We start from the raw sequence: 26,276 nt of genomic DNA, 5'->3' as shown, positions 1-26,276 counted from the left end.
GGATGTCTGGTATGACAAGTTCTGAACAGGCAGATGCTGCCAAGCCGCTGCCGACCAATGTACGTTTTGTATTGATCACGGTGTTTCTCGACATCCTTGGCATCGGTCTCATCATCCCGGTCTTGCCGCGACTGGTCGCCAGTTATACCTTGCAGGCAGACAGCCAGGCTTACTGGTATGGCGCGATTGTTGCCATTTATGGCGTCATGCAATTTATCTTTGCACCGATGATAGGCGCGCTCAGTGACCGCTATGGTCGCCGGCCTGTTTTGCTGATATGTGTATTTGGTCTGGGCCTGAATTTCCTCTTGCTGACCCAGGTCACGACTATTTACTGGATGTTGCTGGTGCGTGCCATAGGCGGTATCACTGCCGGCAATCTGTCCGTGGCGAATGCTTATATTGCAGACGTCTCCAGCCCGGAAAACCGCGCCAAGGCACTGGGCAAGATAGGTGCCATGTTTGGTCTGGGTTTTATCTGCGGCCCTGTCATAGGTGGCATGCTGGGTGAGGCGCATATCCATTACCCGTTTTATCTGGCGGCAGCGGTGGCGCTGGCTAATGTGATGTATGGCTATTTCTCGCTGCCAGAATCCCTGCCTGCAGATCACCGCAAGCCCTTTCATATTTCTGCCGCCAATCCCTTTGCGGGTTTGCGTGGGCTTGCGCATTTGCGTGGCGTAGGCGCACTGGTGTGGGTGTATGCCTTGACGATGTTTGCACAGTTCACCCTGCAAACTACCTGGGTCTTGTCAACAGAATTGCGTTTTGGCTGGACGCCCATGCAAAATGGTTTTTCATTATTCATGGTCGGCGTATCCAGCGTGCTCATGCAGGGTGTTTTTCTGGGGCGTTATATCAAACGCGTTGGCGATGCGAATGCAGTTCTGATAGGCCTGGCTTCATCGACGGTGGCACTGACTTGTTATGGTCTGGCGACTCAGGGCTGGATGATGTATGTACTGATCTTGTGTAATGTGCTGGCTTTTGCTGCCGGGCCAGCCTTGCAAGGCTTTTTCTCGCGTGCTGTCGATGCACGTTCGCAAGGCCTGGCCATGGGTTCGCTGACGGCGCTGGCCAGTATCATGAGCGTGTTTGCCACGCTGATAGGGACGTCAATCGTCGGGCAAGTCAGTCATTTTCCCAAGGGCAGTATCTTGCTGGGTGCACCTTTCTTCCTGGCGGCGACCATACAGTTAATGGCACTGACTCTGGCACTGCGGCATTTGAAAAAGTAATGGAAGCCAGAATGAAAAAAGCGGACTCGAGGTCCGCTTTTTTGTTTGCCTGAAGCCCGCTCAAACTTTAGCGTACTGCTGTATGCATGGATGCAGTGTCCATCAAGAGTTCAGGGTCTTCTGCTTCTTCCACCGTTTCATTATTCAAACGTCTTTGCATCTTGACGGTATCCACATCATTACCCCATTTGGCAACCACCACAGTAGCGACACCATTGCCGATCAGGTTCGTCAATGCACGTGCTTCTGACATGAAGCGGTCTATACCAAGTATCAACGCCAGGCCTGCAACTGGTACGCCACCAACCGCAGACAATGTTGCCGCCAGCACGATAAAGCCACTGCCTGTGATACCCGCCGCACCCTTGGATGTCAGCAACAAGACTGCCAGCAAAGTGATTTGCTGCATCAGAGTCATTGGTGTATCTGTGGCCTGGGCGATAAATACCGCAGCCATGGTCAGGTAGATGGAAGTGCCATCCAGATTAAAAGAGTAGCCAGTAGGGATCACCAGGCCAACCACGGATTTTTTTACACCCAGGTTTTCCAGCTTGGCCATCATGCGTGGCAATACTGATTCTGAAGAAGAAGTACCGAGGACGATGAGCAATTCTTCCTTGATGTACTTGATGAATTTCCAGATACTGAACCCATGTACCTTGGCGATAGCACCGAGCACCACGAAGATGAAAATCAGGCAGGTTGCGTAGAAGGTCGCCATCAGGAAACCGAGCTGCACCAGCGAACCGACGCCATACTTACCTATCGTGAAAGCCATCGCACCAAAGGCACCAATAGGAGCTACTTTCATGATGTAGCCAACGATGACAAACAACACGTGGGAGAATTTTTCGACCAGGTCAAACACCAGCGTGCCGCGACCGCCAAAACGATGCAGAGCAAAACCAAAGAAGATGGAGATCAGCAAGACCTGCAGTATCTCACCCTTGGCAAAAGCGTCGGTGAAAGTAGTAGGGATGATGGCCATCAGGAACTCTGTCGTGGTCTGCATTTTGCCAGGACCAGCAAAGGCAGCGATGCCCTTGGTATCAAGCGTATGCACATCGATATGCATGCCTGCACCAGGTTGCACGAGGTTGACGATGATGAGGCCGATGATCAGTGCCAGGGTGCTGACAACTTCAAAATACAGCAGTGCCATGCCACCGGTTTTGCCAACTTTTTTCATGTCTTCCATACCGGCGATACCAACCACCACGGTACAAAAAATGATCGGTGCAATCATCATCTTGATGAGCTTGATGAAGCCATCACCGAGAGGTTTCATGGCAGCGCCGGATTCGGGATAAAAATGGCCAAGCATCACACCAAGAGCGATGGCGGTGATGACTTGAAAATACAGGGATTTGTAGAAGGCTTGAGCTTTCATCCTTGGTCTCCATTGGATGGTAGAAAGTCTCGCCTGCATGAAATCATAATGGCGAGCACGTTGCGGAATTTTTTTCTCCGTCAGTGCAGCCATTATGGAAAATGCGTGGAGCAGCCACAATTGTGGCTTTCCACAGTGCTCAAAAATTATGCAGCGTTTTACGCAGAATTTTATGTAGAATTTTATGCGGCAATGTGTTGCTTTGAAGAAGCCTGATGCTGAATAATGCGACCCAATAAACGCATGGCATCGTCCAGATCCTGGGTATAAGGCATGCCGCAATTGATACGCAAAAAATGATCAAAACGATTTGAATTGGAGTACATCAAACCTGGCGAAACCAGGATGCTCTCCTCTAGCGCCGCATCAAAAACCGCGCGCGATGAAGTGCCTGCCGGCATTTCCACCCACAAGGAAACACCACCGGCTGGCATGGTCACGCGCGTGCCTTCGGGAAAATAAGTGGCAATCGCTTCTGCCATTTTTTCTCTTTGCACGGCGAGGCTACTACGTAGTTTCCGCAGGTGTCTGTCGTAAGCTGACGACAGTAAAAAAGTCGCTGTGACTATCTGTGACAATTCTTCGTTATAACGTGTGTGCGCATACTTCAGCATGTTAACGCGCTCTTGCCAGCGACCCGCCAGTATCCAGCCTACGCGCATGCCGGGCGCAAGTATTTTGTGTACCGACGCGCAGTAAATCACGTTGCCGCTATGGTCCCATTGTTTCAATGCAGTCGGTATTTTGTCGCCATCAGCGAGTGCGCTGTAAGAGTCATCTTCTATCAGCGGTATTCCCTGTTTTTCACACAGTGCCACCAGTTTTTGCTTGTGCTGGTCAGGCATCATGCTGCCCAGGGGATTTTGTAAATGCGGCACCACTACGACTGCCTTGATATTGTCATAGGTGCGCATTGCCAGTTCCAGCGCTTCAACAGAAATACCGGTGCTTGGGCTGGTCGGTATTTCCAGCGCCTTCATGCCCAGGCTTTCCAGCACTTGCAAGAGACCATAAAAAGTTGGCGACTCGACAGCGATGACATCACCCGCCTGCGCCACCGCACGCAAGGCCAGGTTCAGGGCCTCGATACAGCCATTGGTGATGATGACCTGGTCAGCGGAGGTACTGATACCAGAGTCGAGTGCGCGCTTGGCCAGTGCCGCTTTGAGTTCACGGTTACCACCCGGCGTAATTGTCTTGGTCAGCAGTTCTGGATAGCGGCGCAAGGTGCTGACGGTCAGGCTGCGCAATTGCTGGTGCGGGTAAAGGGCAGGGCCACCAGTCGCCCGCGCCAGATTGCATTTCACCTGACGCTGGCCCTGGGCGATGATTTCAGACACCTTTTCATGAATACCGACAAACTGCGCCGGGTCAATGATCTTGCCTATGGTCGGTTCCTGCGCCGGTATCAGGCGCACCCGCCTTGGCTGCCGCACAAAATAACCGGAGCGAGGGCGCGCCTCCAGCCAGCCTTCGGTTTCCAGCTGACGGCATAGCTGCAAGGCAGTTGACAGGCTGACACCATGCACATGCATGAGCTTGCGCACCGAAGGCATACGGTCACCTAGTTTCAAGGTGCCACAACGGATGGCATTCAGATAATGATCGGCCAGTTGCTTGTAGAGAGGTAGGTTTTGCATAGGTCTATGATGAAATGCCAGTGAGAGGCTGCACAGATACAGTTAAGGGCTAACGATACAATAACAGATTCTGAATTAACTGTCTGATGCGATACAGATGACTATTTTCTGTGTCTGTGCAGGTTCCTCTGCAAGGCCTATCCTGAAACCTGCTTTTTCATCCATTTTCCAGCAGTTTCGCAGGTATTTTTCAGGAGCATCATCATGCATAGCAGCAGCATCAGGCAAGACCAGAGCATGCACTGTCTGTTAACAGCAGGCAGCACTTTATATGTAAAGACAGGGAAGTTACGCCTGATCGCCTTGCCGCAATTTCTGGAAGGGTGGGCCTGGCAGGCAGATACCGTGCTGGACGCGGACAGTGTTTATCACACGGAGCATGGTGGCTGGGTAGAGTTGCATGCTCTAAAGGCTTGCGATTTGCTGGTGCAAAGGCCAGAACCAGCTCGACGCTGGTGGCATGTTCTTATGTCGGTCTGGGGGCCATCCCGTTAAGGATTAGCAGAGTTAGGGGAAAAACTCTTTCAGCAAAAAGCTTTCCAGCTCTGCTGAATCCTCGATGCGGGCAGACCTGACCACGACGCGGCCAAGCCGCCTGGATTCCCAGTTGAAGTCGCCCTTGTATTCCATGCGTATGATTTCTATCATGCGACGAACTACTGCCAGGCGTACATCGCCACCCAGGCCTGCATCAACTTCAAAAGACTGTTTGCCGCCAGTAGCCACGATGCGGGTATTCCAGCCACGGAAAGAAAAACTGGCTACCCGTGTGCCTACTGTTCCCAGTTCAAACACACCACTGCCACCATTACGGTTGGCAGCCTGTTGCATGCTGCGCTTGACATTGGCTTCTGCCACTTCTTGCGGTGTCATGCCACGACCCGCCTGACGGGCGCCTTCATTTTCCTGGGCTGCTGCCTGTTCTGCGGCACGGCGGCGTTCACGGGCAGCATTGGCCAGGGCCATCATATCCATTTCAGGCGGCACATTGTTTGCCACCGGTGGCGGTGGTTGCGGAACTGGCGAATCATTGGTCGGCAAAGGCGGTGGCGCCTTGGGCTGGGTAATCGCGTTTTTGGATGGCGGTATGCGCACAGGCTTGGACTGTGCTTTTTCTTTCTTGGGCGCAGTTGCCTGCTTGGGGGCCTTGGATGCTGGCGCTGCCTTTTCCATGAGCAAGACGATAGGGGCAGATATGCCTGCATTTTCCAGTTTTTTCTTTACTGCACTCATGTTCAGCAAGAAATATAGCAAAAGCGCGTGGACCAGCAAGGCCAGCAGGATGCCGAACATATTTGCAGGGCGAAACCGGATATGTAAATGAATTTCGCCCGGCAGGGCAACTTCATCCTCAGGCGCTTCTATGCTCAACTTCATGGACTATATGAACCGGTGCAGAATTTCAAGGTGGCAAGCATACCTCAAACTATGCCTGATCCTGTAACAAAGATTGTCTGTTAACCTATTGCTTAACTTGATTATGTTATCGAAATTGAAAAATGCAATAAGTGGTTCAGGAAAAATTCAGTTAACTAAGCTTATTTGCCGTGATTGACGAGGGGGATGCATGCAAAACAGCCATGTTTGCCCACAACTGCTTACAAACAGGTAAAGAAAATTTACATGCCGCTGCCTCTGTTGGGGGATGGACAGTCCCGGGCAAACATTTGTTTCGTCGCGGCCTGAAATAGGTTGCTGTAAGGGAACGATAAGCCGCAAACTCAGATCAGGCCAAACCAGCCCAGCAAGGCGCCGCCTGCCAGCAACCACAGCAAATGCAGGCGGGTACGCCAGACAACAATGGTGCAGACCACGGTCATCAGCCACAAGGGCCAGTCCTTGCTGGCCTGGTCATGCGAGGCAGCCATGATCCAGCCAGTTGCCACCAACAAACCTATCACTATCGGCGCCATGCCCAGCTTGAATGCCCGCACGCTGCGCAGTTCCCGGTTGGCGTGGCCCCAGCTGGCGGCGACATAGGTCAGGGTGGTGCTGGGCACGAGTATGCCCGTCATGGTGATGAATACACCCAGCAAACCTGTCCACATGCCACCGGCATTCATGCCCACATTCCAGCCCAGCAGGGCAATGAACAGGACATTCGGGCCAGGGGCGGCCTGGGCTATTGCCACCGAGGCATTGAATTGTGCATCGGTCAGCCAGTTCTGCTGTACCACCAGGTAGCGATGCATGTCGGGCAGGGTGGAAATCGCCCCGCCTATCGACAGCAGTGACAGCATCATGTAGTGCAAAAATAATTGCAGCCAGTCATGCCAGTTCATGCTGACGAGTAACACACTGGGTAAGCTGTTGGACATTATTTCAGCCTCCAGTAGACAATGGCGCAAGTGATGACACCAAGACTGAACAAGACATAAGCCAGTGGCAGGCGGAAGTAGGCAATGCCGACAAAACACAATGCACTGAAGATCAGGGAGACGGTACGGCCAAGCGGGTTATTTTTCAGGGCAGGCACCAGCTTGAGGCCAGTGGCAATGATCAGGCCAGCGGTGACTGCACTCATGCCGCGCAAGGCACCAATCACTTCAGGATGCTGGGCAAACTGGGCGTACACGATTGCCAGGATAAGGACGATCAGCAGGGGAACCGACAACATGCCCGCCAGTGCTGCCATGGCACCACCAAAACCAAAATAACGGTGACCTATCATCAGCGACAAATTCACCACATTAGGGCCTGGCAAAATCTGGGCGACGGCCCAGTCTTCGACAAACTCTTCCATCGTCAACCAGCGTTTTTTTTCTACCAGTTCACGCTGGACTACGGCGAGTACACCGCCAAATCCTTGCAATGCCAGCAGAGTAAAAGAGATATACAAATCCGCCAGGGATCTGGGTCGCTGGCTAGCAAGTTCTGTAGACATGATGGTAGCAGCCTGTTGGCTGGGCATGGAGGCAGGCTTACATTGTAAAGCAGCAGAGAAAATGCTGCTGGGCAAATCTCTGTCTTTCCCCAGTTACAATCTCCAATGACAGTCTCCAATTTCCAATGTGTAGCTGGCTCTCTGTGAAGCTCATCTTGCACAAAGGGTAAGAACTTGTATCATTTGAAACCAAGTCCTGCGCTTGCTTGTTTGTCTGCCTGCTTGCGCTACAGTCTTTATTATTTCAGGGGGCAAGATCATGAGTGAAAGCAAGATAGTCATGTTTGCAGGCGAAAGCGCGGCCATGCAGGCTGCGGCAGAACAGGCCCAGTCTACGTTTAAATACTTCTGGCGTGAATTGTCCTGGGAATACCGCCGCATTATTCCTGGTCTTGGCCTGGCTGCTGTCAAAGTGGCATTCCCATGTGACTCTGAGGGGGACGAGCCCGGGGTCGAACATATGTGGGTGAATGACATACAGTTTGATGGCCAAACCATTTCCGGTACCTTGCTGAATTCACCCCAGTGGTGTGACAACATCGCTGCCGGTGATCCGGTCAGCGTGACACTGGCCGATATCGGTGACTGGATGTATACGATAGCTGGCAAGGTGTATGGCGGGTTCAGCATAGACGTCATGCGTCAGGACATGTCAGACTCAGAACGTGCCGACCATGATCAGGCCTGGGGACTGGATTTTGGCAAGCCCGGTGAAGTGCTCATCGTGCCTGCCCAGCAGCCGGAAAAAAAGGGTTTCCTGTCTGGCCTGCTAAGCAAGAAAGAACCGGTAGCCGTGGTGAATACCGGAGATTTGCCGGAACATCCCATGAGTGAAAACATGGTCGAGAAAATGGACGAGGGCTTGCGTGATGACCCTTCGTTCGCCCGCAGTGTTGATGAAAATGGCTGGACCCTGCTGCAAAAAGACGCGCTGGCGGGCAATCTTGCTCCCGTGACCTTGCTGGTCAAGCATGGTGCCGAGCTTGATGCGGTCAATCCCATGGGGGAAACAGCGCTTGATCTGGCCCGTAAAATAGGCTGGCCCAGGATAGTGGCTTTCCTGGAAAAAAAGCTGCACTAATAGATATTACCCTTGCCTGTGATGCGCCCGTATGCGGGCGCGCCATTCGCCCAGCACTGTCAGGGCGCTCTGGAATTCTTTCTCTATCAGGTCAGCTTCTGCATCGGTAATCACGCCATCCAGCAAGGCAGTTGAGACAGCCTCTGCCACATCACCTACCCGGCTCATGACGCGGCACACGGTTTGCGACAAGTCATCTTCACGGATTTCATGCGGCTCAGGGATGGAAAAAGCCGCCATGCCGTGGCGGCTCAATAAGGCATGCAGGGGCAGATGGGCATCCTTGACGCCGGCATCCTGGCAAAACTCGATGATGATGGACAGTTCTTCAAAGGAGGGGTAATGCGTTTCTATGCCCGGGGCCAGCTTGTTACGCAAGACATTCACCGAAACACCCATACGGACAGACAAAGCCTCCAGGCCACCAGGATAGGCGCGCGCAATCTTGTACAAGGCGTCGTGCTGGTTCATATCTGAATATTTGCGTGTCATGATACTGAATTCCTGATTGATTTTTAAGCTGGAAGGATTGTACAGAGAGCCAGACAATATTTCCATAGATACAACTGAGATACCTATGGGCGGGGTTCAGGTCTGGGCCGCTATCCTTTGCGTCAGCAATGTCAGCCAGCGGTCTGCGCCACTGACTTCACTGATGACCTGTGCATAATCACAGACGGTGCGGGCTGCGCGCTCCAGTAATTGTATGTCGGCTTCATGCTGGCGGGCGACATGCGGGTCCTCCAGGAAGAGAATACGGCGTATCTGCCTGTCCAGCACCAGCTCTGCCAGTTGCGCATCACCACCCAAGGGGCCGGACAAATAAGGTGTTACCCAGTTTTTACCTGCCTCTGCGCCCTTGATTTTTTGCGCCAGCTGGTTCAGCAAGCCACCTGTGGTGCCTGTCGCATAACGGTAGCCAAAGCTGTCCAGCAGATCAAAATGCTTTTCTGCCATGACTAGTATGCTTTCCTTCATTGCATCATGGGCGATCAGGGCTATGCCTTCCTGGCTTAATTCAAAAGCGGGGTTCAGCTTGCTGTCTATGGCTGCACCTGTGGCCGTGGCTTCCAGTTCCAGCCATTCCCTCGCGCTGGCCAGGGTCGCCAGGAAGGGTTTGCGGTGGATTACGCACTGGCGCTTGAGTGCCTGGGCTTCCGGAAAAACCGAAGAAGGGTCAACCGGATCAATGAGATAAATGACTGCATCGACCGCGCGGGCAGGGTCTTTGTCGACCACTCGCGATACCAGTTTCATCAGGCCGCCTTCACGGCCATAGGGAAATCGCTCGACAGTGGGGCAGCTATCTATCAGACCATGTGAAATAATCGCATCCAGTGTGCGCCCGACGATGACCATTTCTGCCTGCAGATGCTGGAGTGCCGGGCCTGCGCCATGCAAGAGCTGCACCAGGGCAGAATTGGTAGCATCCTGGTGTGAACGGTTGGCAATCAGTCCTATGCGTAGCTTTTTGGTGGCGGTCACGGCATCTGCTTTCATGGCGGGTGGGGAAATGTGCCCTAGTTTACCCCCAGACTGTCTGCGCAGGCAGCCTGCAGGCTACATTTTGTTACCTAATCCAACAGTCGAGACACACGCAGGCAGTATTGAAGGCGTAGCATTCTGTACACGCAGTAAAACAGGTGAGGATAAAAATGAAAAAATGGCGACATCTGATGATGGTGCTCATGATCATGCTGACCTGCGCTTCGGCTCTGGGTGATGATGATCTTGACGATGAAATGCAAGTCAGGCGCTGGGCGCTGCTAGGCGACACTCAGGCGCAAAATATGCTGGGTTTGCTATATCTGGAACCGGATGCAGACCTGCAAAATGTACAAGAAGCCGCTTACTGGCTGGAGCAGGCAGCTGACCAGGGCCATGCAGGTGCACAAGCCAATCTGGGCGTCTTGTACCTGACAGGTGAAGGCGTGGATGCGGATGAAAGCCTGGCCTTCAAACTGTTTCGCCGCGCTGCCTTGCAGGGGCTGACTTCGGCCCAGCTGGCACTTGGTTATATGTATGCCACTGGCAAGGGTGTGGAACCCAATCCTGAAGAAGCGGTATTCTGGTATCAGCAAGCTGCGCAACAAGGCAATGCCAGCGCCCAGCATCATCTGGCCCTGGCGTATCAGGATGGTGCAGGGATAGAAAAAAACACAGACCAGGCTGCTCACTGGGAAATGCTGGCTGCTGATCAGGGCTTGTCTACCGCCCAGTTTCAAATGGGTTTGCGCTATCTGCATGGTGACGGGGTAGATCGTGACATGCTGACCGGTTACCGTTATTTATTGAAAGCCAGCGTGAAAGTTGGTAGCAAGGCCATGGATAGCCGTGAATTGGTCAGTAATGAGCTGACCACAGAACAAATTGCTGAAATCCGTGATGACTCCCGTTATTGGAGAACGCATTTCTGAGGTAGCTACAGACGACTACATTGGCGGCTCGTTGAAGAGCATGCCCCCGCGCCGCATTTCTTAATGCGGCGTTTTTTTATTCAGCGCAAATAGCGCTGCTCAAGTTCTTCTGGCGACATGGCTTGCGAAAACAGGTAACCCTGCATTTCATCGCATTGCTGCTGCTGGAGAAATTCGCGCTGTCTTTCGGTTTCCACTCCCTCGGCAATGACGCGCAATTTCAGGGCGTGGGCCAGATGGATGATGGCTGTGACGATGGCAACATCACTTTCATCACCGGGTAAATCGCCGATGAAAGAGCGGTCTATCTTGAGCTTGTAGATGGGGAAGCGTTTCAGGTAGCTAAGGCTGGAATAACCCGTACCAAAATCATCAATCGCCAGCTTGACACCCAGTGCTGCCAGGGATTCCAGTTTTTTCAATGCATCTTCAACATCCTTGATGAGGATGGATTCGGTGAGTTCCAGTTCTATGCAATGCGGCTGTAAATCATTTTCATGCAAGGCCGCGGCTATGCTGTCGACAAAATTGGCTTGCTGAAATTGCAGTGCAGAGACATTGATGGCTACCCGCAAGGAATTGCCATCGCGGTTCCATTTGGCTGCCTGACGTATGGCAGTTTGCATGACCCAGTTACCTATGGGGACAATGACACCGGATTCTTCAGCCACGGGGATGAACTGCACCGGGCTGACCTCACCCAGATCCTTGTCCGTCCAGCGCAGCAAGGCTTCCACCCCCAGCAGTCTGCCAGTCGCCAGTTCCACCTGCGGCTGGTAATGCAGGCGGAACAACTGGTGTTCCAGGGCCTGGCGCATGGCATGATCAAGTTTCATGCGTGACAGCAAGCCTATATTCATCTGGCGCTGGTAAAAGCGGAAGTCGGAACGACCTCTTTCCTTGACATGGTACATGGCGCTGTCGGCATTTTTGATCAGGTCTGCCATGCTATTGCCATCATCAGGATACAGGGCGATGCCTATGCTGGCGGTGACGGTGAAATGCATGCCATCGAGTGCAAACGGCGCAGATAATTCTTCCAGCACCCGCCGGGCGCAAATTTCTGCTCCCTCGGCATTCGCTTCATGCAGCAGCAAGACAAATTCGTCACCACCCAGACGCGCCGCAGTATCCACCTGGCGTATGCATTTTTTCAATCTCTCCGTCACTTGCTGCAAGACGCGGTCACCAAAGGGGTGGCCGAGGGAATCATTGATTTGCTTGAAATGGTCAAGGTCGAGGAAGAGCAGGGCAAAGCTGGAGTTATTCCGGCTGGAGAGGGTAATGGCTTGCCGTATGCGCTCTTCCAGCAACAGCCGGTTGGGCAAACCAGTCAGCACATCCAGGAAAGCCAGTTCTTCTATCCTTTGCTTGGCAGTATGGGTTTCTGTCCTGTCCTTGAAAAAGCCTATGTAGTTCAGGGCCGCCCCAAACTCATCCTGGACCTTGACCAGCGAGATCATGCACAGATAGGCATGGCCATTCTTGCGCCTGTTCCAGAGTTCTCCTTCCCAAAAGCCGAGATTGTCGAGTTCCTTGAGCAGGTTTTCAACTTGGACTGCATTGCCTTCTTCAGAAAAAAACTCCCTTGGCGTCTTGCCCAGCATTTCTTTTTCGGTGTAACTGCTGAGCCGCTCGAAACTGGGATTGGTGGTGACGATTTTTTGTTCGGCATCTGTAATGAAAATCGCATCAGTACTCGATTCAAACACTTTGGCCGCCAGGCGCAAACGTGCCTCATCAGCCAGGCGCTGGGTGATATCGCGGTAAGAATACACACGTCCTATCGGGCGGCCGCGTGCATATTGCGGCAGGGTGACTCTTTCCAGTATCTTGCCTGAGCGCAGGATCAGTACATCGGTAGCTTCCATCAGGGGCGAGCGGCTGATGGTGCCCAGGCGTTCTTCATATTGATGGGCATCGAGCATGCATTTATCCATCCAGGCATAAATGGCGACGTCGTCGCGCTGGGTCAGTAAATCATCTGGCAGGCCCCACAATTCAGCAAACAAGTGGTTATAGCTGCGTATGGCGCCATCAAGGTCGGTAACGAGTATGCCGTCTGCCGTGGATTCCAGCGTGGCGCGCAGTTCAGCGATCAGTTTTTCCAGCTCATTTTCCACCTGGCGCTGGCTGGAATGGTCATTGATGGCCACCAGATAGACCGAGCTATCCAGCCCCACCCTCACCAGGGTGACGCGTCTTTCCACCTGGACTATGCTGCCATCAGCACGCTTGAGCATGGTTTCAGAATGGATATTCTCGGACAGACCGGCGGCAACATCTTCCCAGAAAAACACATCTTCCGGTGCTGCTGCCAGGTCTATGATGCCCCTGCCCAGTAAGCTGCCTGAGGCAAGCTGCAGCAAATGGTGCATGGCCTGGTTGGCGGCGACTATGCGCAATTGTATGGGGTCGACCAGGATAATGGCTTCCAGCAAACCTTCTATCATCGATTGCCAGGGATGTGCCTTCATGCCACGGCTCCATCTTCCGTACGTTGCTCGACCTCCAGACCACGTTCAAAGAAATAGCACAGACGTTTGCGTGGCGACAGATAATCATAGGCTGCCTTGGGCAATTGCAGCGGCTTCAGACTACGGTGTATGCACAGGGTATTTTCATGCTCCAGATTGATGACCAGTGCTTCGTCACGCGGGATGGCAGAATTATGGATGACCACCTTGGGCTTGATTGGGCGGGCAGAATTGACCGACACCACCATGGCATAACGTTCATCGGTTAATTGCACTACCGAGCCAGGCGGGTAAATCCCCATCATGCGTATGAAGGCAGTCAGGGTAGGGGCATGAAAACGCGGTTTGTGCTGGGTAAAAATCTGCGACAGGGCTTCATGCGGCGTAACGGCAAACGCTGGATTGGCCGGATTGCAAAGATTATCGTAATGATTGACCAGAGCGACAATACGGCTGATGGCGCTCAGTTTATCGCCCTGCACATGGCTGGGATAACCCGTGCCATCGGCGTGTTCGTGATGCTGGGCAATCGCCAGCAAGACATTGGCCGATAAACCCATCTTGCGCGCCATTGCCAGGCTGTGCAAGACATGCTCATGGTAAAGCTGGCGCTCGGCGTGATTGAAATGTTCATCCTGCCAGCGCAGGCGGTCTGGCAATTCCATCTTGCCTATGTCATGCAGCATGGTGGCCACGCCCAGGTCCAGCATGTCGGCCTTGCTGAGATGCAGTGCCCGCCCCAGCAAGAGCGAGATGACGGTCACATTAATGGAATGCAGCGAAGTTTTTTCACCTGCTTTTTCTGACAGCAGACGTATTGCGGCTTCGTCTTCCCCCAGGATTTCACCGAGAAACCCCTGTATCAGTTGTTCTGTCAATTCCTTTGCCTGGGCAGGCTGGGAATGCACAAGTTCTGTGACTTGCTTGAAGGTTTGTGCAGCATGGCTGAATTGCCGTTCACAGACTTGCAGGCTGGCTTGCTGGTTGGCCAGCAATTCCCGTCTTTGTCTGGCAGCAAAAGCGCCAGGGCTTTCGGTGACTTTGTTTTCTTGCAGATCCTGGGTCTCATTTTTTCTGGCATCTGGACCAGGGCTGCTTTTGTCGGGCGCATAGCGTATGCGTTCCAGGCCCAGCGAGCGTATGGTCTCGATCTGTCCTTCGTTGCTGATTTTGAAATTAGACACCGGGAAGGGGTGATCCATCCAGCCCACGTCAAGATAGACAAACATGCCTATGCGTAGCTGGCTCAGCTCAATAAACTGTGTATGAAGGTCAGTCATGACACCGGTTTCCGGAAATGCGGCGTTTGAGCAAAAATTGCAGTGCTGGCGTCAGTGTACGGTGTTCTCGTCGGGCCACCAGCCATCTCTGATTCCATGTTACATCAGCTTTTTACCAGCCTCTCTACAATTCAGGCTGACTGTGGGGTTTACGTCTTATTTACATGCGATTTCTGTCTTTATTAGCGCATTTTTTGCGATATAAGCCAGTTTTTCCTGTTTTATTCACGGTTTTACGCAGTCACAGACATCATTGCCCTTGTCGAAAATAATACGCCAGACGCCAGGACTTTCTTGCCGCCAGATCGACGTGAAAGTGGCGACCAGCTTGCCTTGCGGGTCGCGTACTGGCCCACTGCTGAGGGCCAGCTTGCCGGAATCCAGTACTTCCACGGTCTCCGGTGTCCATGAGAATGGCGCTGCAGACCCTTCATAAAAACGCTTCCACGCTGCTGCCACTTCCTGCTTGCCATGCAAGACCTTTTTGCCAGAGAAAAAAATGCTTTCATCAGCTAAAAATTCGGCGAAGGCCTTGTGGTCGCGGGCTTCCATGGTTTTGGCGAAAGCAGTTTCAGTTTGCATGACTTGTCTGACCAGCTCCGCATGTTCACCTGCTGCATAGGCTTGGCTGGCCAGCAAACTGGTGGCGATAAATAACATGGACAATGAGACTGACAAAAAGCGACGCATGGGACACCTCAGCAAGTAAATGACAAGTGGATAAGCGCTAAGTTGATGGCAAGCCAGGGCGCTTAAAAGAAGCTGGCTATCTGGTCCAGTGGCTTCTTTTGTATATTCGGCACCATGCAATCCTCTGCCGGATAGCCAACCACCAGCAAGATATAAGGCTTTTCATTGTCCGGTCTTTGCAGCAACTGGTTCAGGAAACCCATGGGGCTGGGCGTATGTGTCAGCGTTGCCAGACCCGCATGATGCAGGGCAGAGATCAGGAAGCCGGTGGCAATCGATACTGACTCAGGCACATAGTAATTTTTGACGGCACTGCCATCATCCATCATGGTGGCCTTTTGACCAAAGATGGCGATCAGATAAGGGGCGGTTTCCAGAAAAGGCTTGTCAGCATCCGTGCCCAGTGGTGCCAGTGCGTCTTTCCATTCTTGGGGCGCACGGCGCTCATAAAACTCGCGCTCTTCTATCTCGGCTTCCACCCGTATTTTGTGCTTGAGTGCGGTGTCTGTGACAACAGCAAAATGCCAGGGCTGATGATTCGCGCCGGAAGGCGCTGTACCCGCCGTCAGCAAGCAGGTTTCTATGACTGCACGCGGCACCGGGCGATTCGAGAATTCGCGTATGGTCTTGCGCCGCTTCATATCCTGGTAAAAGCTTTGCGCGCGTTCCAGCATTTCAGTTTCAGGGTAAGACTGGTAAGTCGACAGCGGGATAAACTGTGGTGATCCTTGATTGAACGAAAGTTTGCTCATGGCTAATTCCTGTCAAGTTGGGTGGGCAGGGTGCTGCAAGAGAGAGACTTAATTAATCCTTACGGTTTTTTCTGAATGCCAGCCAGCCCGCAATGACGGTAAAGGTGGCGACGATGGCTACCACGATCCAGAACCCATCTTCATGCTGGGCCAGCGGGATACCACCTACATTCATGCCCAGCAAACCGGCGATGATGTTAATGGGCAGCGCCAGCACCGTCACGATGGTCAGCACGAACAGGGAGCGGTTGTTTTGTTCATTGACGCTGGCGGCAATTTCTTCCTGCAAGAGCTTGATGCGTTCTTGCAGTGATGCCATGTCACTCAGGACCACGGCAAATTCTTCAGTCGACTGGCGCAGTTCCTGGACATCGCGCTCAGCCACCCATACCGGTGGTCTTTGCAGCAGGCGAAACAGGGCGGCAGGTTCAGGTGCCAGCAATCTTTGCAGGCGCACCAGGACACGGCGTAACTCACCCAGGTTGGCCCGTTTATGATTAAGACGATCTGCCAGCAAATGGTCTTCGATATCGTCGATTTTCTTGATGATATTGCGCACTATGCCTATCAGCACATCGGCCTGGTCGCGCAATAAATGGGTCAGTAATTCTGTCGGTGAACTGAAGTGCTCACCCTGGTTGACGGCATTGCGCAGCCTGTCTACCGACTTCAGGGGTTTGCGCCGCGCACTGATCATGACATTGCTGCCGACATTGAGCCATAAGGTGGCAATATCCGAGGCTTCAAAGGCAAAGTCGTGCAAGACATCATTGACCACGGCGATCAGACTGTGGTCGGCATGTTCAATGCGGGTGGAGCGTGAGCCTTCATGCAGGGTTTCAAAAAATTCTTCGGGCAGGGCGGCATGTTCATGCAGCCATTTCTCTGCAGCGACATTGGATAAATTGAAATGCAGCCAGATGAAAGTATCGTCACTGACATGCTGCCTGGACTGCAGCCACTCTATGGCTTCCTTGGTGTACAGGGTTTTGCCGGGCTGCTCCGGTGCAAAGACATATCCACAAATCAGTCCTGACTGATCTGAACCATACGATAAGTGTTCTGTTTGCATTGACTGTCCAGGCGAAGAAACTGGGCATATTGTAAATCAGCCAAGCATGTTCATGCCTGGCAAATTTCACTGTAAGCTGCTCAGACAGTCAGCTAATCAGCTTATTAGCTGATCAGCATGTTCTTGTATGACTGCGATGCCTGTCGTATGCAATCCTGGAAGGTCAATGCAGCGTGGGACAAAGGCCGGGTCTTGGTCCAGATCATGCCTACCGGGCTGGGCAGGTGGCCCAGGTTCAAAGGCAGGATTTGCAGGACACCTTCAGCTACCAGCTGACGGGCAGCCGACAATGACAACAAGCCCAGGCGCGGAGGTTCCATCAGCAAGGGCACGTTGACTGACCTTGAGACCGACTCAATGACATCTGTGGGTTTGTTCAAGCCGTTCTTGGCCAGCAGATTGATCATGCGCTGGTGGGTTGGTGATTCTTCTACCGACAAAATCCAGGGCAGGTTGTTCAAATCCATCCAGGTCAGGTTATCGCGGCGCGCCAGCGGGTTCTTGCTGGACGTAACGATGACCAGAGGGTCGTCATACAAGACTTCTTCCTGTAAATGTTCGGCCGCACGTTCTGAAAACACCCGGCCTATGATGAGGTCTATCTTGCCTTCGCGTAATTCCTGCAATAGCTGGTCTACCGTGCCATCCATGATGCACAAGGTCACATTGGGCCAGCTAGCCTTAAGTATCTTGACTGCCTTGGGAATAATGGTAGTGGACACCACGCTCAGGATGCCGACAGTCACCTTGCCGACTGTACCAGTGGCAAGAGAACGCATTTCCTGATGGGCTTTTTGTAAATTAAATAATACTTCGCGGGCATGCCGTATCAGGCATTCACCAGAAGGTGTTGGTTTTATACCACGTCCAGCACGTTCAAATAACTTGACACCTATCCCTTCCTCCATTTCTCCAAGCATCTTGGAAACGGCTGGCTGGCTGACATGCAAGGTGGCCGCAACCTGAGCAACTGTCTGCTTGTCAGCCAGTTCTACGAGTAAGCGCAGGTGCTTGATCTTGAGTTGTCGGGCGAAATACTTTTCTATGGGTAAGGTATCAATCATAACGATAATTATATACTTTTTCCTTAATTTCTCATTGGACGGTAATGAAATTGTAATGGGATCATACAGTGATGCAACAAATTGTATCAATTCGTCGGTCTTGATTTGTCTGTGATATGTAGCAATTTTTCATGGTTTTTCTGGGCTGAACGGTAGGCAACTTGTTACGCAGCACTTTGGTTCGACAGCGATATGGCAACTCAGTTCACAGGAACTGTGCCGTATTGCGGTGTTAGCGGTTTGAACCTGTTCATGATTCACCAAGGAGATTCTGGATGTTTTATCAAGAGAAGAAATGTGCCTACGCTGTCAAGCTGGCACTGGCTATGTTGTCTGGCGGTATGCTGATCAGCGCACAAGCGCAGACAGTCAAGGCTGACCCGGCAGAAAAAATTCAAAAAATTGAAGTGACTGGTTCCCACATCAAGCGTATTGATAAAGAAGGTACTTCTCCTATCCAGACTCTGTCGGCAAAAGATATCAGCCAAAGTGGTGCGACCACGGTTGCTGAATTGCTGCGCACTATCCCTGCTCTCGGCAGTGGCGGCGCATTCGATGCAGTCGATGGCGGTTTCTCCCGTGGTGTAGCAACAGCTTCCCTGCGTGGCCTGGGCTCCAGCTCTACCTTGATCTTGTTGAATGGCCGTCGCATGACGCCATCGGCTTACGCCAATCCAAATCAGGGTCAATCCACACTGTACGATATCAACAGCATTCCTTTGTCCATGCTGGAACGCGTAGAGATATTCAAGGATGGTGCATCTGCCGTGTACGGCTCTGATGCTATCGCCGGTGTTATCAACTTCATCACCAAGAGCGATTACCAGGGCGTGCAAATGAACGCCAGCATCGGTGCGAATGATAACAATCAGTTCAAGAAAAAAAGCATCAGTGGTTTTGCCGGTTTTGGTAACTATGCACAAGATGGCTACAACGTCACAGTAAGTGCAGAACTCTCCAAGCGTGACCGTGTTTCCATCAAAGATGCCAACGACGTAGAAAAAGATCTGTACAGCACGCTCAATAACCGTCTGTCGCCTTATTCCAGCTTCGCCAGTAACCAGCCTTTCTTTTACCGTGAACGTACACCAGGCAGCAATACCTTCTTTACTGCCAATGATGCCAACGTGGTTAACCGCACCAATTGCGATCCATCCCGCCTGATCACTGGTGGCGCACAATACAATATCGCTACTACCAGCGCATTGTATGGTCGTCAGTTCTGTAACTACAATCTGGATGATTTTGCTGAAGTACAAGGCGCAGGCCAGGACTTTAGCGCCATGTCACGCGGCATCTATCAGATCAATGACACGTTGTCTGCTTTTGCTGAAGTAGCCTATACCAAGACAGACCGTGACTACACTGGTGGTTCCCGTACTATCGATGGCCGCACGCCATCCACAGCATTTGCCCTGTCTGGCGCGGGTACACCATTCCAGGCTATCCTGCCTGTAGGTCACCCTGACAATCCATTCCCTACCAGCCGCGCAGCGGTTGTGTACCGTTTTGAAAATGTTGCTGGTGGCACCAATACTTCCAATGAGTCCCTGCGCTTTGCATCTGGCCTGAAAGGCAGTTTCAAGAGCTGGGATTGGGAAACTGGCGTATTGTGGAACCGTTCCGAGCGTACAGACATTTCCAATGGCTTCCTGTTGTTGCCTGAAGTTCAAAAGCTGATTACTCAGAACATGTCCCTGGCAGATGTTGCCAAACAGCCTAACCTGAGCCGTCAACTGAAGAGCGTTGGTGTTGCTGAAATCGCTCAGGCTGATTTCAAAGCCAGCACAGAATTCGGCAGCTTGCCAGGTGGCGCTATCGGTTTTGCCTCCGGTGTTGAATTCCGTCAGGAAAAAATGACTTTGACACCAGACAACTTGACCAGCTCCGGTCAGATTCTGGGTCTGGCTAACCAGTTCATCCAGGGTCAACGTAACGTTACTTCCGCTTTCGTTGAAGTGCGTACACCGTTCCTGAAAAACTTTGAAATGGATTTTGCTGGCCGTGTGGATAAATATCCTAGCTTCAAAACCAATTTCGTACCAAAAGTCGGCGCTAAATGGACAGTCAATGATGCACTGGCTTTCCGCTCCACTTATGCACAAGGTTTCCGCGCACCAGCACTGGTACAGGTTACTGCAGGCGGTACACAGACTTTCCTGAATGGCCTGGCTGATCCAATCCGCTGCCCTGACGGTAAAGTGCCTCTGACCGGCGGCGATAGTACAGATTGCTCCAGAAGTATTTCGACCTTGATCCGTCAAAATCCTAATCTGAAGCCAGAAACTTCACGCAGCTTCTCTCTGGGCATGGTCTTGTCACCTACACGTGATTTCGACATCCTGGTTGACTACTACAACATCCGCAAGGAAGATGAAGTTGCAGCCCTGTCTTCCACGCTGATCCTGAACAACCCGGATGCTTATCCAGGTACCGTAGTTCGTGACACTAACCCTGCCAACTTTGTCAAAGACAAAAATGGTAATGTTGTTCCTAACTCCGGCCCGTTGATTTCTTTGCTGCGTAACTACATCAACCAGGGTAGTACGGTTGTGAGTGGCGTTGACGTAGAAATGGCAATGCGCAATAACCTGGCTGAAAACGGTAAACTGGATACACGTTTCCGCACTTCCTACACGATAGAATACCGTCGTGCAGAAAAACCGGGTGATCCAGAAACTAACCTGGTTGGTACACGTGGTGGTATTTCCAACTTCTCCACCAGCGTTGGCGACATTCCACGTCTGCGTGCAACTTTGTCTTCTTCCTGGACTAAAGAAGCGCATACAGTCAACGGTGCAATCAACTTTGTTGGCGGCGTATCCCTGATGCGTTACACCAATGCTGGAGAAACTTACCCAGTGTCTTATTGCCACTACGGTTCCGGCCAGCCAGCAACAGCAACATCCCTGGGTGGTGTTGCCAAGTACCTGACTTATGTACCTGATTGCGCAGTTTCCAGCTGGACTACAGTTGATCTGGGCTACACCTACAAAGGTTTCAAAGACCTGACTATCGGTGTTCGCGTTTTGAATGCTCTGGATTCCAAAGCACCATACGATCCTAGCTCCAGCTACACAACCAGTGGTTACAACGACAGCCTGCACAATGCTTATGGCCGTGCATTCCGTCTGAACCTGGGTTATGTATTCAAATAATCTGATTCAAGATTAAGCAATACAAGAAAACAGGGGCATAAGCCCCTGTTTTTTTTCGTTCCTGCTTTTCTTCCTGGTATTTGACAAGGCGAACTCAATACACTAGTGTATTGAGTTCGCCTGTTGTTTACCTGGAGTAGCCGTCATGAAGAAAATTTTGTATGTAATGCTCATCGCCTTGATGCATAGCCTGGGGATATCTGCTGCCAGAGCTGCTGAGGTCGGCGGAATAGTGCTGGAAGATAAAATTCGCCTGGATAATCAGGACTTGTTGTTAAATGGTGCGGGCGTGCGGTCCAAGGCAATTTTCCAGGTTTTTGTCGCCGCCCTGTATCTGAGCGAGAAAAAAAGCCAGGCAGCAGATGTGCTGGGCCTGACGACAGCAAAACGCATGCAAATAGTCATGCTGCGCGATATCAGCGCAGAAAAATTTGGCCAAAACTTCATGGAGGGCATGAAGCACAACGTCGGCAAGGAGCAAAAAAGCAAGCTTATCGATCAGATGATACGTCTGGGCGAAATGTTTTCCAAAGTACCCGAGTTTCGTAAAGGCGACAAGTTAACGGTGGACTGGCTCCCGGATACGGGCACGGTGATCATGATTAATGGCAAAAAGACGATGGATGCCTTGCCCGATCCCATGTTTTATAATGCCTTGCTGAAGTTGTGGCTGGGAGAGAATACTGCGCAGGAAGGCCTGAAACGGCAGTTGCTGGGAGAGAAAATCGATGCCAGAAAAGCCTGAACGTATGCATCTTGAAACAATTACAGCCTGCATGACAGTAGGAGGCTATAACAAGATTCAGTATAATTGTTGCATGTAACTTCTTCGCCCATGGGCAAACCATCCCGGCAATACAAATGTGATAAGTCGATCACGAACCGGGATTCATCACAAGTAGAAAGATTGCCATGTTTAGTTGGTTTAATGCAAAAGAAGAAAAAGAATTTGGCTTTCAGCTAGCTGAGTTTGTCATTTCGGAAATGCCGGTAGAGATCGCCAAAAAAAAGCAGGATAAAACTGTACTGAAACGGCACAAAGTAATGCAGCAGCTTGCAATTAAAGTTGTTGAATTCAAGAAAGACCGTCGTCTCAACGTGTATAAAAAAGCGCAGTTGGGAAATAGCTTCAAGTGGCGCTTATTGGAAGAAAGTTTCGATACTGCAGTCGCCAGTGAATTAACCAATCTGGTGATCAAGGAACTGGGCTAATACTGATTTAATACTGATACCAGCTTAGTCCGGCCCAATAGTTGGCTTGCGGACTTGCAGGCCCAATTCAGCGCATCGTTAAATTAAAAAATAAAAGCTGCACATACTCAGTAAGTGCAGCTTTTTTGCAGATTCCAGCAGGCTCTACAAATTCGGTGCCAGCCAGCGTTCTACTTCTTCCTTAGGCACACCACGGCGTCCTGCCATATCCGTGACCTGATCATCGGCGATCTTGCCTACACTAAAGTACTTGGATTCAGGATGGGCAAAGTAAAAGCCCGATACTGCTGCACCCGGTATCATGGCCCATGATTCAGTGATATACATCTCTATCTCTTCACACTGCATCTGCTTGAACATCTCGGTCTTGACCGTATGCTCCGGGCAGGCCGGGTAGCCGGGGGCAGGGCGTATGCCTTTGTAGCTTTCCTTGATCAGCTCTTCATTGCTCAAGGCTTCATCAGCGACATAACCCCACAGGTCTTTACGTACGCGTTCATGCAGGTATTCGGCAAAGGCTTCGGCCAGACGGTCGGCCAGTGACTTCAGCATGATGCTGCTGTAGTCATCATGCGCATCTTCAAAGCGCTTTTCATACTTTTCTATGCCCAGGCCAGCGGTGACGGCGAACATGCCTATGTAGTCCTTGATGCCGCTGTCTTTTGGCGCGATGAAATCAGCCAGGCACTGGTTGGGTCTTTGCACACCGTCAATGATGGGTTTCTCGGTTTGCTGACGCGTGCCGTAATAAGTCAGGGCCACCTGGCTGCGTGTGTCGTCAGTGTAGATTTCTATATCGTCGTCATTGACGGTATTGGCAGGCAATAAAGAGACCACGCCATTCGCCGTCAGCCAGCGGCCTTCGATGATTTTCTTCAACATGGCCTGGCCTTCGGCAAATACCTTGGTGGCGGCTTCGCCAACGACTTCATCGGTCAATATCGCCGGGAAAGGACCAGCCAGGTCCCAGGTCTGGAAGAATGGACCCCAGTCTATGTAATTGGCAATCGTCGCCAGGTCAATATTTTTGAACAGGCGGCGACCGATGAACTTGGGTTTGACCGGCGCATTGCTGCCAGTAAAATCCACTTTCATCTTGTTTGCACGGGCTTGCGCCAGCGTGACCATGGGCGTGGCTTTTTTATTCGCATGCTGGGTGCGGATACGTTCGTAATCGCTACCCAGGTCAGCGATGTACTGGTCACGGCTCTCCGGCGTCAGCAGCGACTGCGCAACCGACACTGAGCGCGAGGCATCGGCCACATACACCACCGGGCCTTCATAGTTGGGGGCGATCTTGACGGCAGTATGCGCACGGCTGGTAGTCGCGCCGCCGATCAGCAACGGGATCTTGAGCATGCGGAAATGCGGATCGCGCTGCATCTCTTTGGCGACATAAGCCATCTCTTCCAGCGAAGGCGTGATCAGGCCAGACAAGCCTATGATATCAGCATTCTCTGCCTTGGCTTTGGCCAGGATTTCTGAGCAGGGCACCATCACGCCCATGTTGACTACTTCAAAATTATTACACTGCAAGACCACGGTCACGATGTTCTTGCCTATGTCATGCACATCACCCTTGACGGTGGCGATGACAATCTTGCCCTTGGGCTTGTTGTCGCCGCTGCGCTTCTTTTCTTCTTCGATGTAAGGGATAAGGTGGGCCACCGCCTGCTTCATGACGCGGGCAGATTTCACCACCTGCGGCAAGAACATCTTGCCCTGGCCGAACAGGTCACCGACGATATTCATGCCCGCCATCAGCGGGCCTTCAATGACCTGGATAGGGCGGCCACCGTCGGCCATGATGGCAGCGCGTGCTTCTTCCGTATCTTCGACTATCCAGTTGGTGATGCCGTGCACCATCGCATGGGCCAGGCGCTTTTCTACTGGTTCGTTACGCCATTCCAGCGTCGCTTCTTCTTTCTTGCCGCCAGCTTTTAAGGTGGCAGCAATTTCTATCATGCGCTCAGTAGCGTCTTCGCGACGGTTCAAGACTACGTCTTCAACACGCTCGCGCAACTCGGCATCCAGCTCGCTATACACGCCAACCATACCGGCATTGACGATGCCCATGGTCATACCTGCCTTGATGGCGTGGTACAGGAATACTGTGTGTATCGCTTCACGTGCAGGGTCATTGCCGCGGAAAGAGAAACTCACATTCGAGACACCGCCGCTGATCTTGGCACCGGGCAGGTTTTTATGTATCCAGTCCGTCGCTTCGATGAAATCGACAGCGTAATTATTGTGTTCTTCTATGCCGGTGGCGACCGCGAAAATATTTGGGTCAAAGATAATGTCTTGCGGATCAAAATCCAGTTTATCCACCAGCAGGCGATAGGCGCGTTCGCAAATTTCCACCTTGCGTGCATAGGTATCCGCCTGGCCTTTTTCATCAAAGGCCATGACGATGACGGCTGCGCCATAACGCTTGCACAGCGTGGCCTGGCGCAGGAATTCTGCTTCGCCTTCTTTCATGGAAATCGAATTGACGATGGCCTTGCCCTGCACGCATTTCAGGCCCGCTTCGATGACTGTCCATTTCGACGAGTCGATCATGATAGGCACACGGGCGATATCAGGTTCAGATGCGATCAGGTTCAGGAAGCGTGTCATCGCTGCCAGTGAATCCAGCATGGCTTCGTCCATATTGATATCGATGACTTGCGCGCCGTTTTCTACCTGCTGGCGTGCCACTGCCAGGGCTTCATCGTATTGCTCATTCAAAATCAGGCGGGCGAAGGCTTTTGAGCCGGTGACATTGGTACGTTCGCCCACGTTGACGAACAATGAGCTTTCATCAATCGTGAACGGTTCCAGGCCAGACAGGCGCATGGCTGGCGGTACGGTCGGGATGTCGCGTGGGGTCTTGTTTCGCAGGATGTCGGCAATCGCCTTGATATGGTCAGGCGTGGTGCCACAACAGCCACCGGCGATATTGATGAAACCGGCTTCGGCAAATTCTTTCAGCAGGGCCGAGGTATCGGCGGGCAATTCATCAAAGCCGGTATCGCTCATGGGGTTGGGCAAACCGGCATTCGGGTAAATACAGACGAAGGTGTCGGCAATCTTCGACAATTCTTCTGCATACGGGCGCATCAGGGCCGCACCGAGGGCGCAGTTCAGACCCACTGTCAGCGGTTTGGCATGACGCACCGAATTCCAGAATGCTGGTACGGTCTGGCCAGACAGGATACGGCCAGAGGCATCGGTTACCGTGCCAGAAATCATGATGGGCAGGCGGGTGCCAGTCTCTTCGAAAAACTGGTCGATGGCAAACAGCGCGGCTTTGCAGTTCAGCGTATCAAAAATGGTTTCGACCAGCAGCACATCGGCACCGCCTTCAACCAGGCCGCGGGTTTGTTCCAGATAGGCTGCAACCAGCTGGTCGAAAGTGACATTACGCGCAGCGGGATCATTCACATCGGGTGAAATCGATGCTGTCTTTGGCGTGGGACCCAGGGCACCTGCTACATAGCGTGGTTTGTCCGGTGTTGAATATTTATCGCAGGCAGCGCGCGCGATTTTGGCCGAGGCGACGTTCATCTCATAGGCCAGATGCGCCATGTGATAATCATCTTGCGCAACAGTTGTCGCACCAAAGGTATTGGTTTCTATGAGGTCGGCACCAGCTGCCAGGTATTGCTCATGGATTTCGGCGATGACATGCGGCTGGGTCAGCGACAGCAATTCATTATTGCCCTTGACGAAAAGTTCGCGCACGGTTTCGGGGCCTGTAAAGTCCTTGAAACGTTCGCCGCGATAATCTTCTTCTGTCAGTTTATAGCGCTGTATCATGGTGCCCATCGCACCATCGAGTATCAGGATGCGCTTTTGCAAAATCTCGCGCAAACGGGTTTCGAGGGCAGATACAGGCAGTGTCGTAGTCATGATATTTACTCGCAATAAAACAAAACC

The 26,276-nt window shown here is 52.1% G+C and carries 21 protein-coding genes; 7 read left to right on the top strand and 14 right to left on the bottom strand.

What is annotated here, in order from left to right; all coding sequences use genetic code 11:
• Nucleotides 1-11: 11 nt before the first annotated feature.
• A complete protein-coding gene (locus tag DFR42_RS07240; protein ID WP_110254322.1) occupies nucleotides 12-1,238 on the top strand; it encodes an MFS transporter in 1,227 nt (408 codons plus the stop codon).
• A gap of 67 nt (nucleotides 1,239-1,305) precedes the next feature.
• On the opposite strand, the gene DFR42_RS07235 is transcribed toward DFR42_RS07240, so the two are convergent.
• Nucleotides 1,306-2,628, bottom strand: coding sequence for a dicarboxylate/amino acid:cation symporter (locus DFR42_RS07235; RefSeq protein WP_110254321.1), 1,323 nt, complete (start codon nucleotides 2,626-2,628; stop codon nucleotides 1,306-1,308).
• Nucleotides 2,629-2,810: 182 nt separating this feature from the next.
• Entirely contained in the window at nucleotides 2,811-4,268 is a 1,458-nt protein-coding gene (locus DFR42_RS07230) for an aminotransferase-like domain-containing protein (RefSeq protein WP_110254320.1), read from the bottom strand.
• Nucleotides 4,269-4,472: 204 nt separating this feature from the next.
• Between DFR42_RS07230 and DFR42_RS07225 the strand changes: the two genes are divergently transcribed.
• Nucleotides 4,473-4,763, top strand: coding sequence for a hypothetical protein (locus DFR42_RS07225; RefSeq protein WP_110254319.1), 291 nt, complete (start codon nucleotides 4,473-4,475; stop codon nucleotides 4,761-4,763).
• A 12-nt stretch (nucleotides 4,764-4,775) separates the two neighbouring features.
• Here DFR42_RS07225 and DFR42_RS29715 read toward each other — a convergent pair whose 3' ends face one another.
• From DFR42_RS29715 to DFR42_RS07210, 3 genes are all read right to left on the bottom strand, one after another.
• The gene (locus tag DFR42_RS29715) at nucleotides 4,776-5,645 is read right to left on the bottom strand and encodes a hypothetical protein (protein ID WP_110254318.1); all 870 of its coding nucleotides are present in this window, start codon (nucleotides 5,643-5,645) and stop codon (nucleotides 4,776-4,778) included.
• 344 nt (nucleotides 5,646-5,989) lie between these two features.
• Entirely contained in the window at nucleotides 5,990-6,586 is a 597-nt protein-coding gene (locus tag DFR42_RS07215; protein WP_110254317.1) for a chromate transporter, read from the bottom strand.
• The gene (locus DFR42_RS07210; protein ID WP_245936875.1) at nucleotides 6,586-7,152 is read right to left on the bottom strand and encodes a chromate transporter; all 567 of its coding nucleotides are present in this window, start codon (nucleotides 7,150-7,152) and stop codon (nucleotides 6,586-6,588) included. The genes DFR42_RS07215 and DFR42_RS07210 overlap by 1 nt, the downstream gene beginning before the upstream one ends.
• A 259-nt stretch (nucleotides 7,153-7,411) precedes the next feature.
• On the opposite strand from DFR42_RS07210, the gene DFR42_RS07205 reads away from it, so the two are divergent.
• Nucleotides 7,412-8,233, top strand: coding sequence for a DUF2314 domain-containing protein (locus DFR42_RS07205; protein ID WP_110254316.1), 822 nt, complete (start codon nucleotides 7,412-7,414; stop codon nucleotides 8,231-8,233).
• A 6-nt stretch (nucleotides 8,234-8,239) separates the two neighbouring features.
• Here the strand turns inward: DFR42_RS07205 and DFR42_RS07200 are convergent, their stop codons facing one another.
• On the bottom strand, nucleotides 8,240-8,791 hold the full coding sequence (locus tag DFR42_RS07200) for a phage regulatory CII family protein (protein ID WP_245936874.1): 552 nt from the start codon (nucleotides 8,789-8,791) through the stop codon (nucleotides 8,240-8,242).
• A 30-nt stretch (nucleotides 8,792-8,821) separates the two neighbouring features.
• On the bottom strand, nucleotides 8,822-9,733 hold the full coding sequence (locus DFR42_RS07195) for a methylglyoxal synthase (protein WP_110254315.1): 912 nt from the start codon (nucleotides 9,731-9,733) through the stop codon (nucleotides 8,822-8,824).
• A 155-nt stretch (nucleotides 9,734-9,888) separates the two neighbouring features.
• Here DFR42_RS07195 and DFR42_RS07190 point away from each other — a divergent pair, with 155 nt between their 5' ends.
• Nucleotides 9,889-10,650, top strand: coding sequence for a tetratricopeptide repeat protein (locus DFR42_RS07190; protein WP_110254314.1), 762 nt, complete (start codon nucleotides 9,889-9,891; stop codon nucleotides 10,648-10,650).
• Nucleotides 10,651-10,730: 80 nt separating this feature from the next.
• On the opposite strand, the gene DFR42_RS07185 is transcribed toward DFR42_RS07190, so the two are convergent.
• From DFR42_RS07185 to DFR42_RS07160, 6 genes are all read right to left on the bottom strand, one after another.
• A complete protein-coding gene (locus tag DFR42_RS07185; protein WP_110254313.1) occupies nucleotides 10,731-13,127 on the bottom strand; it encodes a sensor domain-containing protein in 2,397 nt (798 codons plus the stop codon).
• On the bottom strand, nucleotides 13,124-14,407 hold the full coding sequence (locus tag DFR42_RS07180) for an HD-GYP domain-containing protein (protein ID WP_110254312.1): 1,284 nt from the start codon (nucleotides 14,405-14,407) through the stop codon (nucleotides 13,124-13,126). The genes DFR42_RS07185 and DFR42_RS07180 overlap by 4 nt, the downstream gene beginning before the upstream one ends.
• Before the next feature lie 225 nt (nucleotides 14,408-14,632).
• On the bottom strand, nucleotides 14,633-15,097 hold the full coding sequence (locus DFR42_RS07175) for a YybH family protein (protein WP_211324190.1): 465 nt from the start codon (nucleotides 15,095-15,097) through the stop codon (nucleotides 14,633-14,635).
• Between the two features lie 62 nt (nucleotides 15,098-15,159).
• Nucleotides 15,160-15,849 (bottom strand): nitroreductase family protein, encoded by a 690-nt coding sequence (locus tag DFR42_RS07170; RefSeq protein ID WP_110254311.1) that lies wholly within the window; start codon nucleotides 15,847-15,849, stop codon nucleotides 15,160-15,162.
• Between the two features lie 52 nt (nucleotides 15,850-15,901).
• Nucleotides 15,902-16,921, bottom strand: a complete 1,020-nt coding sequence (locus DFR42_RS07165) for a transporter (RefSeq protein ID WP_110254310.1) — start codon at nucleotides 16,919-16,921, stop codon at nucleotides 15,902-15,904.
• Nucleotides 16,922-17,025: 104 nt separating this feature from the next.
• On the bottom strand, nucleotides 17,026-17,985 hold the full coding sequence (locus DFR42_RS07160; protein WP_110254309.1) for a LysR family transcriptional regulator: 960 nt from the start codon (nucleotides 17,983-17,985) through the stop codon (nucleotides 17,026-17,028).
• Nucleotides 17,986-18,260: 275 nt separating this feature from the next.
• Here DFR42_RS07160 and DFR42_RS07155 point away from each other — a divergent pair, with 275 nt between their 5' ends.
• From DFR42_RS07155 to DFR42_RS07145, 3 genes are all read left to right on the top strand, one after another.
• A complete protein-coding gene (locus tag DFR42_RS07155) occupies nucleotides 18,261-21,143 on the top strand; it encodes a TonB-dependent receptor plug domain-containing protein (RefSeq protein WP_110254308.1) in 2,883 nt (960 codons plus the stop codon).
• Nucleotides 21,144-21,288: 145 nt separating this feature from the next.
• Nucleotides 21,289-21,888 carry a chalcone isomerase family protein gene (locus DFR42_RS07150; RefSeq protein ID WP_110254307.1) on the top strand — a complete coding sequence of 200 codons (600 nt, stop codon included), beginning with the start codon at nucleotides 21,289-21,291 and terminating at the stop codon, nucleotides 21,886-21,888.
• Between the two features lie 167 nt (nucleotides 21,889-22,055).
• Complete coding sequence (locus DFR42_RS07145) at nucleotides 22,056-22,355, top strand: hypothetical protein (protein ID WP_110254306.1); 300 nt, start codon at nucleotides 22,056-22,058, stop codon at nucleotides 22,353-22,355.
• A 144-nt stretch (nucleotides 22,356-22,499) separates the two neighbouring features.
• On the opposite strand, the gene metH is transcribed toward DFR42_RS07145, so the two are convergent.
• On the bottom strand, nucleotides 22,500-26,249 hold the full coding sequence (gene metH, locus DFR42_RS07140) for a methionine synthase (RefSeq protein WP_110254305.1): 3,750 nt from the start codon (nucleotides 26,247-26,249) through the stop codon (nucleotides 22,500-22,502).
• Nucleotides 26,250-26,276 lie beyond the last annotated feature (27 nt).

The organism is Undibacterium pigrum (assembly GCF_003201815.1).
Classification (GTDB): Bacteria; Pseudomonadota; Gammaproteobacteria; order Burkholderiales; family Burkholderiaceae_D; genus Undibacterium; species Undibacterium pigrum.
The sequence above is the reverse complement of the archived record's forward strand: the minus strand, read 5'-3'. Positions and strand labels throughout refer to the sequence as shown.